This is a genomic window from Chromohalobacter sp. 296-RDG (assembly GCF_029889885.1).
Lineage (GTDB): Bacteria > Pseudomonadota > Gammaproteobacteria > Pseudomonadales > Halomonadaceae > Chromohalobacter.
The window spans coordinates 182,599-195,132 of sequence record NZ_JARANY010000001.1 but is presented as its reverse complement, the minus strand read 5'-3'; the positions used below and the strand labels follow the sequence as shown (position 1 = coordinate 195,132).

11 protein-coding genes are annotated in these 12,534 nt (G+C 60.1%); 4 read left to right on the top strand and 7 right to left on the bottom strand.

Annotated features, from left to right (window positions below; translation table 11 throughout):
* Positions 1 to 74: 74 nt before the first annotated feature.
* Entirely contained in the window at positions 75 to 677 is a 603-nt protein-coding gene (locus OP495_RS01020) for a porin family protein (RefSeq protein ID WP_280566585.1), read from the top strand.
* A 190-nt stretch (positions 678 to 867) separates the two neighbouring features.
* On the top strand, positions 868 to 2,682 hold the full coding sequence (locus OP495_RS01015; RefSeq protein ID WP_280566582.1) for a glycerophosphodiester phosphodiesterase: 1,815 nt from the start codon (positions 868 to 870) through the stop codon (positions 2,680 to 2,682).
* A 96-nt stretch (positions 2,683 to 2,778) separates the two neighbouring features.
* On the opposite strand, the gene ppsA is transcribed toward OP495_RS01015, so the two are convergent.
* Entirely contained in the window at positions 2,779 to 5,172 is a 2,394-nt protein-coding gene (gene ppsA / locus OP495_RS01010) for a phosphoenolpyruvate synthase (RefSeq protein ID WP_280566579.1), read from the bottom strand.
* A 264-nt stretch (positions 5,173 to 5,436) separates the two neighbouring features.
* Here ppsA and OP495_RS01005 point away from each other — a divergent pair, with 264 nt between their 5' ends.
* The gene (locus OP495_RS01005) at positions 5,437 to 6,270 is read left to right on the top strand and encodes a pyruvate, water dikinase regulatory protein (RefSeq protein ID WP_280562182.1); all 834 of its coding nucleotides are present in this window, start codon (positions 5,437 to 5,439) and stop codon (positions 6,268 to 6,270) included.
* Between the two features lie 6 nt (positions 6,271 to 6,276).
* Here OP495_RS01005 and OP495_RS01000 read toward each other — a convergent pair whose 3' ends face one another.
* The 6 genes from OP495_RS01000 to OP495_RS00975 all read right to left on the bottom strand — a co-directional run bounded on the left by OP495_RS01000 (position 6,277) and on the right by OP495_RS00975 (position 11,688).
* Positions 6,277 to 7,380: an enoyl-CoA hydratase/isomerase family protein gene (locus tag OP495_RS01000; RefSeq protein ID WP_280566577.1), complete on the bottom strand. Its 1,104-nt coding sequence runs from the start codon at positions 7,378 to 7,380 to the stop codon at positions 6,277 to 6,279.
* 81 nt (positions 7,381 to 7,461) lie between these two features.
* Positions 7,462 to 8,043 carry a hypoxanthine-guanine phosphoribosyltransferase gene (locus OP495_RS00995; protein ID WP_280562185.1) on the bottom strand — a complete coding sequence of 194 codons (582 nt, stop codon included), beginning with the start codon at positions 8,041 to 8,043 and terminating at the stop codon, positions 7,462 to 7,464.
* Positions 8,036 to 9,355 (bottom strand): mechanosensitive ion channel family protein, encoded by a 1,320-nt coding sequence (locus OP495_RS00990; protein WP_280562186.1) that lies wholly within the window; start codon positions 9,353 to 9,355, stop codon positions 8,036 to 8,038. Before OP495_RS00990 ends, OP495_RS00995 begins: the two co-directional genes overlap by 8 nt.
* 51 nt (positions 9,356 to 9,406) lie before the next feature.
* Positions 9,407 to 10,429, bottom strand: coding sequence for a beta-N-acetylhexosaminidase (gene nagZ, locus OP495_RS00985; RefSeq protein ID WP_280562187.1), 1,023 nt, complete (start codon positions 10,427 to 10,429; stop codon positions 9,407 to 9,409).
* Positions 10,430 to 10,510: 81 nt separating this feature from the next.
* A complete protein-coding gene (locus OP495_RS00980) occupies positions 10,511 to 11,029 on the bottom strand; it encodes a L,D-transpeptidase (RefSeq protein ID WP_280566573.1) in 519 nt (172 codons plus the stop codon).
* Positions 11,029 to 11,688 (bottom strand): TetR/AcrR family transcriptional regulator, encoded by a 660-nt coding sequence (locus OP495_RS00975; protein ID WP_280562190.1) that lies wholly within the window; start codon positions 11,686 to 11,688, stop codon positions 11,029 to 11,031. Before OP495_RS00975 ends, OP495_RS00980 begins: the two co-directional genes overlap by 1 nt.
* Before the next feature lie 193 nt (positions 11,689 to 11,881).
* Here OP495_RS00975 and lexA point away from each other — a divergent pair, with 193 nt between their 5' ends.
* Entirely contained in the window at positions 11,882 to 12,520 is a 639-nt protein-coding gene (lexA, locus tag OP495_RS00970; RefSeq protein ID WP_280562192.1) for a transcriptional repressor LexA, read from the top strand.
* Positions 12,521 to 12,534: the final 14 nt, after the last annotated feature.

Sequence of the window (12,534 nt, the reverse complement as noted above, 5' to 3'; positions counted from 1 at the left end):
TCCGACCGCCCAGTGCCGTGCCTCGAAGCCGGCACACGAGGATACGTCGTGATGAGAAAATCAAGGAGAACACCATGAAACTCAAGACTTTGATCACCGCTTCCGTGGCCACATCGAGTCTTCTCGTCCTCACCCCCAACGCCATGGCCGCTCCCAGCCCCGAAGGCTTGTACTTCGGTGTCGGGACCGGCTTCAGCTCGTTGAAAAACGATGACGGTGACGTTGACGAGTTTATCGAGTCAGGCAGCGAGGACTTCGATACTGATGACGACGACAACGTCTTCAAAGGCTTCGTCGGCTACAACTTCAACCGCTACTTCGCCACCGAGGCATTCTATGCGGACCTCGGAAGTGTCGAGCTCAAGGGCAACGACACGGCCAATACCAACCTCGACTCAGAAGCCTACGGCGTCAGCCTGGTCGGCAAGCTGCCCATCACCAATTGGTTCGAACTTTTCGCCAAGGCGGGCATGGCGAAGTGGGAAACCGACGTCGACGGTAATCTCGGCGGCACCAGCACCGACCTCAAGGATAACGATGGCGTGGACCCGGTCTACGGTGCCGGCGCGCAATTCAACTTCAATCCCTTCCTGGTGCGCGCCGAATATGAGCGCTACGACTTCGACAGCGACTATCAAGTGGATTCCTTCACCGCGTCCGTGGGCTGGCAGTTCTAAAGAACGCCTCGACGTGCATCGCTGTACAAGACGCCGGGCCTCGCCCGGCGTCTTTTTATATCAACGGATACGGCACCTTCGTGATTGCGCATGAGCCGTTAACGCTAGATGACTGATAGCGCAGCCATTTGCCTGCAGCGAGCGACGATGCGAGGCTTGCAAGAGCCTGATAGAAAACGAAGGAGTTGTCATGCTCGCCACCCGCACGTTGCTGGGTGACATTGCAACCCAATTACGCGCTCAGGGACGAGCGTTACTGGTTTTTCATCTATTCTTCACCGTCCTCGCCACGGCCGTTTTGGTGCCGTTGACGACCTGGACTCTGACCAGTCTGCTGCATGCCTTCCATCGTCAGGCACTCAGCAATGCCCAAATTGCCGACATGGCGCTTTCCCCCTTGGGCCTTGCCTGGGGTCTCGTGGCGCTGGGCCTGAGTTTTCTGCTGATCTTCCTGCAGCAAAGCGGCATGATGCGGTTGGTCGCCGTACCCGGGCCGGGGCGCTACCGGGCGACGATGAATACACTGTGGCAAATCGGTCGCCACTTTCCGAGCATCGCCGGACTCACATTCCTTCAGGTCGGCGCCCACTTGCTGCTCGCCACCCCATTCGTGCTGCTGATCGCCTATTGCTACGACGCCTTTCTCGGCGATGCCGAACTCTACGTCGTGATGCGCATGAAGCCCCCAGCCTTATGGTATTTCGCCATGCTCGGCGGCGGCCTCGCACTCATCGCACTCTGGCTGCAAGCACTGCTTTATGCGCGCTGGTTCCTGGCACTCCCCGCCCTGGTGCTCGACCGCCTTTCGCCACTCCAGGCGCTGACATGCAGCCGTGCGCTAACACGGGGACGACACGCGCGCATCACGGCTCTGGCACTGACATTCGCCTTGGGTATCGCCGCGCTGCCGGTCCTGTTCAGCCTCCTGTTCAATAGCCTGGCATCGCCGCTGATCAGCTACCTACCGGATCGCATCTCGCTGCTGATGCCCGTCATGCTGGTCTACGTGGCGGCCTACACGCTTTCGATCATCGCCGTGACGTTTCTGGGGGTCGCAGCCAATAGCCTGCTGGTGGCCAATCTCTATCGACGTTTGGGGGGCGGCATGCTTGGTGTCGCGGACTCGCCGGCCCCCCAGCAGTCGGGCTGGTGGGCCTGGACCGCCGAGGCCGTCTTGCTGATCTTCGCGCTGCTCCAAGCGGGATGGGTGCTGAGTGACTTCCAGCTACGCGATGAGGTCACAGTTACCGCCCACCGCGGGAGCTCGATGGCGGCACCGGAAAATACCCTGGCATCGATGCGCCAAGCCATCCAAGAAGGCGCCGACTATCTGGAGCTGGACGTCAGACTGTTGCGCGATGGCAATGTCGTCCTCTCTCACGACCGCACGCTGGAACGCCTTACCGGCCAGGCACTTAATATCAACGACCTGACGCTGGAGGAAACGCGCGATATCGATATCGGTAGCTGGTTCGATGCTGACTTCTCCGATGAACGCTTGGCAACGCTCGATCAGGTGATTGGCCTGGCACATGGCAAGTCACGCTTGTACGTCGAGCTCAAGCCCGCCCCCGGCAACGAGCAGGCGCTCATCGAAGCGGTCGTCGAACGTTTGCGGCGTTACGGCATCGCCGACAGCGCGGTCATCGCATCTTTATCGCCGACGGTGATTCGCGACGTCGAAGAATACGCCCCCGATATCGCTACCACGCTGTTCGTTCAATTCCTGCTGCCTGGCGCTCTGACCTCGACCCCGGCCGACATCATCGGCCTGCGCCACACCCGCGCTGATGCCGGTACCGTCAGCATGGTGCATGACAGCGGCCGTGAATTGCATGTCTGGACAGTCAACAGTGCGCGTGACATGTCGCGCTACATCGACATGGGCGTCGACAATATCATCACCGACCGCCCCGCAACGCTGATCGACCTGCTCATCGAACGCGCCACCCTCCGCGATGGCGAGCTGCTGCTGCTCAAACTGCGCAATTGGCTGCATCAGTGAATAGGGCTAATAGAGCTACTCGCGACATATAAACCGCTCTACGAAAAAGGGCGCGCTATAGCGGCGCGCCCTTGCCTACCCCTATATGAACCGGTTTCAGCCGCCGACCTTTTCACCCGCCAGCATGAACCAGGTTTCGAGTACCGCGTCGGGGTTCAATGACACGGAATCGATGCCCTGCTCCATCAGCCATTTTGCAAGCTCGGGGTGATCCGACGGCCCCTGACCGCAGATACCGACATACTTGCCCTGTGCCCGGCACGCCTGGATGGCCATGGACAGCAGCTTCTTGACCGCCGGGTTACGCTCGTCGAAGAGATGCGCCACGATGCCCGAATCGCGATCCAGCCCCAGTGTCAACTGCGTCAGGTCATTGGAGCCGATGGAGAAGCCATCGAAATGCTCCAGGAACTCATCCGCCAAGAGGGCATTGGCCGGCAGTTCGCACATCATGATGATCTTGAGTCCCTGACCCTGAGGAGATGAAGAGGCACCCCGCTCGAGCCCATTGGCTTCCATCAGGGAGACGACTTCACGCCCTTCTTCCGGCGTTCTCACGAAAGGCACCATGATCTCGACATTATCGAGGCCCATGACATCGCGCACCCGCTTCAGGGCGCGGCACTCCAGCTCGAAGCACAGACGGAACGTCTCGGAGATGTAGCGCGAGGCGCCACGGAACCCGAGCATCGGATTCTCTTCACCAAGCTCATAGAGTTTGCCGCCGATGAGATTCTCGTATTCGTTGGACTTGAAATCCGAGAGCCGCACGATGACGCGCTTGGGATAGAACGCCGCCGCCAGAGTGGAAATGCCCTCTGTCAAGCGGTCGATGTAAAAGCTGACCGGATCGTCATACCCGGCGGTACGCAAATCGATGGTCTGCTGCAAGTCGGCCGGAAGTGTGTCGTAATCGATCAGAGCCTTGGGATGCACGCCGATCATGCGATTGATGATGAACTCCAGACGCGCCAGTCCGACCCCCGCATTGGGTAAGCTGGAAAAGCCAAAGGCACGGTCGGGATTGCCGACGTTCATCATGATATGGAAAGGCAGCGTCGGCATATTATCGACCGTCGTCGTCTGACAGTCGTAATCGAGCAAGCCATCGTAGACATGGCCGGTGTCACCCTCGGCACAGGACACGGTCACTTCGCGGCCATCGGCAAGCGCCTGGGTCGCATCGCCACAGCCCACGACAGCGGGAATACCCAATTCGCGCGCGATGATCGCCGCATGGCAGGTGCGTCCGCCCCGATTGGTGACGATCGCGGAGGCGCGTTTCATGATCGGCTCCCAGTCGGGGTCGGTCATGTCGGTCACCAGCACATCGCCGTCGTGTACCTTGTCCATCTGCTCAGGACTGCCCACGATCTTGACCGCGCCCTGGCCGATGCGCTGGCCGATGGCGCGGCCATCCACCAGTACACGGCTTTTTTCCTTGAGCTGAAAACGCTCGAGCTTGCCGCCTTCCACGTTGGAGACCACAGTTTCAGGTCGTGCCTGAACGATGTACAGCTTGCCATCGTCGCCATCGCGCGCCCATTCGATATCCATCGGGCATCCATAGTGCGCCTCGATGGTCACCGCTTGCCGGGCCAACGCCATGACCTCGTCATCGCCGAGACAAAAACGTTGACGATCGGCGTGCGACACATCCACGGTCTTCACTGAACGGCCAGTGGCGCTTTCTTCGCTGTAGACCATCTTGATCAGCTTGGAGCCCAGTGTCCGCCGCAGCACCGCCGGGCGTCCTGCCGCCAGAGTCGGCTTGTGCACATAGAATTCATCAGGATTGACCGCCCCCTGAACGACCGTCTCGCCCAGCCCCCAGGACCCCGTCACGAACACGGCATCGCGATAGCCAGATTCGGTGTCGAGCGTGAACATCACGCCGCTGGCCGCCGTTTCGGAGCGCACCATCTTCTGCACGCCGGCGGAAAGCGCCACGTTCTCGTGCGGATAACCTCGATGCACGCGGTAGGCAATGGCACGGTCATTGAATAGTGACGCGAAGACTTCGTGAACGGCGCGTTTGACGTTGTCGAAGCCCTCGATATTGAGGAAGGTTTCCTGCTGCCCCGCAAACGACGCATCGGGTAAGTCCTCAGCCGTCGCAGAGGAACGTACCGCCGCCTTGAGGTGCGGATGCTTGTCTTGAAGCTGGCCATACGCCTCGGCCAAGACCCGCTCGAAAGCCGGTGGCAGTGGCGTATCGATGACCCACTGACGAATGCGTGCTCCCGTCTCGGCAAGTGCCGTGACATCGTCGACATCCAGACGCGCCAACGCGTCGTTGATGCGCTCGTTGAGTCCCTCGTGCGCGAGGAATTCGCGATACGCGACGGCGGTGGTGGCAAACCCGCCGGGCACGGTGACACCGGCACCCGCCAGGTTGGAGATCATTTCCCCGAGCGACGCGTTCTTGCCCCCCACCCGCTCGACATCATCCATGCCAAGCTGATCGAACCAAACGATATACTCTTCCAAGAGAACCCCCTCGAGTCAGGACGGTCGCAATGACGACGTCGTCACAGCCAGTACCGCGCGGCGCGGCGGATGCTCGTACCCTATCAAGGGGCCTTGCTATTCGCCATTGGTCTAATAGCGAAGGGGTTGGAGTATTTTTACAACAACGTGGCATTTTCGAGATTTCTTGTAGTCGCCGTACCAAGGGCGATGAACACCTATTTGCGCTTGTCAGAAAGGAGCTAGAGAATAGACGTATCATTTTCGCCACGCTCGGACATCGCCATGCCTCGCACCGCTTACTTCATCTCCGATGGTACCGGCATCACCGCAGAAACACTGGGTCGCAGCCTGCTCGCCCAATTCGAGGGCATCGAGCTCAACCTGATGGTCAAGCCCTATATCGATACGCTGGAAAAAGCCCACACCCTGGCGGCCACCATCGCCCAGACCGCCGAACGTGACGGTGCCCGCCCCATCGTGATCGACACCATCGTCGATCAGGCGATCCGCACCATCATTGCCGAGTCACCAGGCTTCAAGGTAGACATCTTTTCGACCTTCCTGGCCCCGCTCGAAGAAGAGCTGGCGACCCATTCCACGTATACGGTAGGACGCACCCATGCCATCAGCCGCGATGACATTTACATGCATCGCATCGATGCAGTGCACTTCGCGCTCGACAACGACGATGGGGCCCGCACGCACCAATACGATCAGGCCGATGTCATCTTGGTCGGCGTCTCGCGTTGCGGCAAGACGCCGACTTCGCTCTATCTGGCCCTGCAATTCGGCATTCAAGCCGCCAACTACCCCCTGACCGAGGATGATCTGGATGAAGACGGCACGCTGAGCATGCCCAAGGCGTTGGCGCCTTATCGTCATAAGCTATTCGCCTTGACCATCGACCCACGGCGACTCGCGGCGATTCGCAGCGAGCGTCGCCCCAATAGTCGCTACTGCTCGATGGATCAATGCATGCAGGAACTGCAGCAGGCCGAGGCACTGTTTCGCCGCTACCATATCCCCTATATCGACACCACACGCTTCTCCATCGAGGAGATTTCCACGCGCATGATCGCCGAGACCAGCCTGACACGTCGTTTCAGCCCGCGTTGAACGGGCTCATAGATCTGCCAATGGATGCGTCTCGGCATCCCAAAGCGGCATGAAAAAGCCATCGATGTAGTGCGCCGGCACGTTGGCGACATCCGTATACGCCCATTGCGGCGTCCGATCCTTGTCGATCAACAACGCACGAATACCCTCGGCCAATTCCGTATGCCGGCAACATTGCACCGAGAGCATCAACTCATCGCGGAACGTCTCCGCCAAGCTGCCATGTCGGTGCCGACACAGCATGCGCCACACCAAGTGCGCCGTGGCAGGGCAACCCGCCGCCAGACGTGCACGATTGGCGGCCAGCCAGGCGTCTTCACGAGGATCATCGAGGATGCGACGTACTACCTGGGTGATATCCGCCGCATCGCTCAAGGTCTGCAGATGATCCAGACGCGGCATGACCTCGGCCCTCGGCGCCAGCGCGCGGTTTTCGAAGTCACGCAAGACTTCCCTGACCGCCTGCTGTGGATGGCGATAATCGGCATTCTCCAGGGCCTTGAGCACATCTTGGCGCGCCTCACTGGCGATGACGCGATCTGCCAATCCCAGCTCAAGGGCATCGCGCGCATTGAGCTGCGCGCCGGTCACTCCCAGATAAACCCCAACACCGCGAGGCATACGCTGGAAAAACCAGCTGGCGCCGACATCGGGGTATAGGCCGATGCTGATTTCCGGCATAGCCAGGCGGCTGGTCTCGGTGACGATACGGTGATCGGCGGCGACCAATAGCCCCAGACCGCCCCCCATGACAACGCCGTCGCCCCAGACGACAAGAGGCTTAGGGTAATGATGCAGGAGATGATCGAGGCGATATTCGGCCCCGAAGTAAGCCTGAGCGGCCTCTCCCTCGTCTCCTGGCGACTTCGTCATGGCACGATACAAGGCAACCACGTCGCCGCCCGCACAAAACGCCTTGCCGCCTGCGCCTTGCAGCCATACCGCATGCACCGACATATCATCCGCCCAGGCATCGAGCTTGGTATGCAGCGAGGTAATCATCGCCAGTGACAAGGCATTGAGACTGTCGGGCGCATTCAGCGTGGCGATGCCGATGCGTCCACCGTCACGCGTGGGCCGTTCTTCGAAGATCACCTCGGATTCCGTCATCACCCCCCTCACCTTCTGCTGCGAAAAGACGATGCAAGCCAGCTGTTCATGCGTACGACCTCATTGTGGCAGAGCGCACGCTCACATGCCGCGCGGCGCGAAGATCCCCGGCGCATTGCGCCAGTAGCCCTTGTAGTCCATACCGAAACCGAACACATAGCGGTCGACGACCTCAAGGCTGCAATAATCCGCCTGGAGCCCTGGCACAGCCTTGCGGTCGTGACGCTTGTCGACCAGGACCGCTGTCGAAATACTCGCCGCGCCCGCCTGACGACAATAGTCCAGAATCGCCGCCAGCGTCGTGCCTTCATCGAGAATGTCATCAACGATCACCACATGGCGATCGGCCATCGGAATCTCGGGCGAGACGCGCCAGAACAGCTCGCCCCCGCGCACACCGCCGCGATAACGTGTCGCATGTAGATAATCCACTTCCAACGGGAAGCCGAGTCGTGTCAGTAGATGCCCCGTGGTGATCAGTCCGCCGTTCATCACGCAGTAGAATACCGGCAGTGTGTCGCCCAGATCATGAGTGATCTCGTCGGCCATACGGTCGAGCGCACGCTCGACTTCCTGCTGCGAAATGAGGCACTCGGCATGCGTCATGACATCGCGCATGGTCGCCAGTGATTCCTGGCACACGGAAGTAGATTGGTTAGGCATCGGATTCCTGATCGTGATCCTGGGAAGCATCATTCACTTCGCCTCGCCCGGCATTGCGCGAACGCTGGCGAGACGACGTGTAGGGAGCCTCGCGGTCGGGCGCCGCCCGCGAGTGGGTAGCGTCGGGTGTCTCGTTCTGATCGTCATCGGCGCTTTTGTAGTTCTTGTCGTTGTCGGCGTCATCCTGAGCGTTATCACCGCCCGTCTCGTCGGTGATCGCCACCGGGCCGGCAATATGCAGTTCGGAAGCCGGCAACGCCAGGCACGCGTCATGTTCACGTACGATATCGTAGACACGCAGCAGGATGTCCTGCTTCATCGTCTGGAATTCGGCCCAATCAGTGGTCCTGGCAAAAGCGTATACGATCAGCTCCAGCGCATGTTCACCATAGCTCTGGAAGTACACTAGAGTTTGCTCATCGGTATCTACGTCGTCATGCGCATCGAGCATCGAGCGGATCGACTTGGCAATGTTCGATACACGCTCGATATCGGTATAACGCAACCGGATGGTCTCGAAAAGGCGGCGATTCCACATGCGCGAAGGGTTCTCGAGCACCAAGCTGCTGAAGGCGGAATTAGGCATGTAGATCGGACGCGACGCGAAGGTGCGGATGCGCGTCAAACGCCAGCCGATATCTTCCACGACCCCTTCGATATCGCGATCAGGGGATTTGATCCAGTCGCCGACGCGAAACGGTTTGTCCAGGTGAATCATTAATCCACCCAAGAAATTGGCCAGCATGTCTTTGGCAGCGAAGCCGATTATCAGCCCGCCGGCCCCACCGAAGGCGGCCACTCCCGAGGGCGAGACACCCAAGCTCGAAAGAATCAACAATCCGATGACCACGATCACCACCGCACCCAGTAATTTGGACACGGCCGATGCCGTATCGGCATCCATAGGCTTGGCGCGATGCCCCCCTGGCGGAAATACCAGGCGTTTTTCGAGAAGTTTTACGGCCCTGAGCCCCGCCCAGGCCAGCAAGAGCAACGAAATGACGGCACGCGCCTGGAATAGAGGTTCCTCCATCCCATCGATTTCCCAGTGATAACGAATGACGGTCAAACAAAGGAATATCCCCATCACCCAGATCCAGATACGCAACGGGCGTCGCAGCGCCTGAATCAGAATGTCATCCCAGCGGTTGTTGGTTTTCTCCAATAACGGCCCGAGACGCCAGAAGACGACCCAGCTCACCAGATCGACGATCAGCGTCAGGGCGATGACCAAGCCAATCGCCGCCACCCACAGCGGTATGCCCAGAGTGGTTTGAACCCAATCCATCACGGGAGAGAAAAAGTCGAACACGAGGATCCTTCCTTCTAGTACAGGTAACTACACCGATACCCAGTGGCGAGGTCAGTGCGTGGGCGTTTCCGAGAGTGCCTCGAGGCGCGCATGCGCACGACGCCAACGCGCCAGTGCCGGTAGCGTTTCAAGCTCGGGGCGGGCCCGACCATAACGCAACTTTCCCAGACGCTTGGAAGAATGCCCCGCCGCTGTGTCAAGAATTTCGAGCGCCGCCGGGCGGTCGTTACACACCAGTATCATGTCACATCCTGCCGCCCAGGCAGCCTCGGCACGCGCCGAGGGCGATCCGGCCACGTGCGCGCCAGCCATGCTCAGATCATCGGAAAACACCACACCCTTGAAGATGAGCTCCTCGCGCAACATGCCAAGCCAGGAAGGCGAAAAACCCGCCGGACGCGAATCGAACGCGGTATACACCACATGCGCCGGCATCACCGCATCCAGCTTGCCGGCGAGCGTCTTGAAAGGGACCAGGTCGCGCTCGCGCAACGCCGATAGTGAGCGCGTGTCTTCGGGTAAAGCATGATGCGAATCAAGACTGACGCCGCCATGCCCTGGAAAGTGCTTGCCCACGGCGATCATCCCGGCCTCGTGAAGCCCATCGACGAAGGCCCCGCCGAGTATGGTGACGATATCGGGGTCGGCGGAAAAGCTGCGGTCACCGATGGCCGGCGCACACTGATCGTCGACGTCGAGCACCGGAGCGAAGGTAATATCGAAACCGCAGGCCGCCATCTCCATACCCAGCAGCCAACCAGCTTCGTGTACCAGGGTGCGAGTCGCCTCAGGGGTTGCGGCATAATCGGCCGCCAACGTCGCCATGGCCGGCAGCCGCGTCACACCGTTGCGCAAGCGCTGGACACGACCGCCTTCCTGATCGATCGCCAGCAGCACATCAGGACGCATATCGCGAATCGCGCGGGTCAAGGCTCGCACTTGCTCGGCATCCTGCGTATTGCGCTTGAAGAGGATCACCCCGCCGACCTCGGGGCGTGCCAGAAGACGACGCTCATCGTCGCTGAGTTGGGTACCTTCAATGTCCAGCATGACCGGACCGAGCGGTTGGGTCATCATCGCGCTCCTGGCAAATGGAGGAAGGATTCTAGGCGGTGAGCGGCACGACGTCGAGCGCAGCCCTGTTGTAAACACCTCTCAGTCATGCAGCCAGACCGGCGTGCCGGCCGGTGCTGCGTCGAAAATGGCCAGCAACGCCTCGTCGCGCAGTCGGATACAGCCATGCGAGGCCGGTGTGCCCATCGGCTGATCGGGTGGCGTGCCATGCAGGTATATATAGCGGCGCTGACTATCCACATCACCCCCGCGATTGACGCCCCGCTCCAGACCACACAACCACAAGATACGCGTCAATATCCAATCCCGCCCGGGGTGGGCGCGAGCCAACTCGGGCGAAAACACTTCGCCGGTAGGACGACGCCCACGAAAGACACTGCCAGGTGGCAATCCATTACCGATAACCGCGCGCACGTAATGCCATCCTGCAGGCGTCTGCCCGCTGCCCTCGTGCTGCCCGGTACCATGAGCGCCCGAGGAAATCGCGAATGTCTCGCGACACGCGTCCCCTTCGCGGATCGTCAGCGACTGCGCGCCGAGATCGATTTCCAGCCAGACGCCCCGTTCGGGGGGTAGATCGGCGAGTCGAGGCGTTCGCATCACCCCACCACCTTGAGCGCATCATCGGGCAATGGCGCCTGCATGCCGGACACGACCACCGGACGCAGACGCCGAATCAGATCGCGTACGCTGACATGCTCGTGATAATCCTTGTCGGCGATATCGCGCAAGGCATCGAGACCCGACAGCGTAAAGATCACTGTGCCCAGCATGAAGTGTAACCGCCAGAAGCGTTCCGCCTCGGGTAATTCCGGCGTGGCACGACGTACCAAGTCGCTGAAGCGAGAGAACACATTGCCATAGTGCTCCTGAATGTAACGGCGCAAATGACCCTGTGCCTGAGTATAGGCCAACCCCAGCAAGCGCATGAAGACCTTGAGACTATTGCGCTCGGCCGGCACTTCGAGAACCGTGCGCGCCAGCGTCTCCAACAATACCTCAAGAGGAATGGGCTCATCCCGGTATTGCGCCTCGAGTTCATCCAGCGCTTGATGGAAGCGTTCTGAAAAGGGATCCAGATAACGCGCGAAAACCGCCTGAATGAGCGCCTTCTTGGAACCGAAATGGTAGTTGACCGCCGCCAGATTGACCTTGGCCTTGCTGGTGATGGTACGCAGCGAGGTCTCGGCGAACCCCCGCTCGGCAAACAGGACCTCGGCGGTATCGAGAATGCGCGTCACTGTATCTGTCTGAGCCATGGGGCGCCCCGCGTAGAGTAAACGGATGTTTAAAACAATTCGATTCTAAGCCTTGACGTCGATCACGACAAATCTCCACGTTTGAAACGCCATGCTGCTGGGCGCATGACGGCGCGCATGGTTGCACCGCGCCAAAGACTGGATACAATCACATACTGTATGCTTGAACACGTCAGTGCCTGCCGGAGGCCCCATGTCTCGCTCGTTAACTTCACGCCAGCAACACGTCTTCGATTTTATCGTCAAGACCATGAATGAGCTTGGCTACCCGCCGACGCGCGCCGAAATCGCCCAAGCCTTGGGCTTTCGCTCGCCGAACGCCGCCGAGGAGCATCTTCGTGCGCTCGACCGCAAGGGGGTCATTCGCATGATCCCCGGCACGTCGCGCGGCATCCGCCTCACCGCGGAAGACGACACGGCCTTGACCAACGGCGATGGCCTGCCGGTCGTCGGTGAAGTCGCTGCCGGTAGCCCGATCCTTGCTGCAGCGCACATCGACCGGCACTGCCCTCTAGCACCGGACTACTTCACACCGCGCGCCGATTATCTGCTACGTGTTCGCGGGCTCTCGATGAAAAATGCCGGCATTCTCGATGGCGACCTGCTCGCCGTGCATCGCACCCAGCAGATCCGCGACGGCCAGATCGTCGTCGCTCGTCTGGAAGACGATGTGACCGTCAAGCGATTCAAGCGTCAAGGTCATCATGTCTGGCTACTCGCCGAAAACGAGGAGTTTTCACCCATCGAGGTCGACCTACGCCACCAGGATCTCGAAATTGAAGGCCTCGGCGTCGGCGTGATTCGTGGCGGTGGCGGTAACGGCCTGCACTGAGCCGATACGCCGTT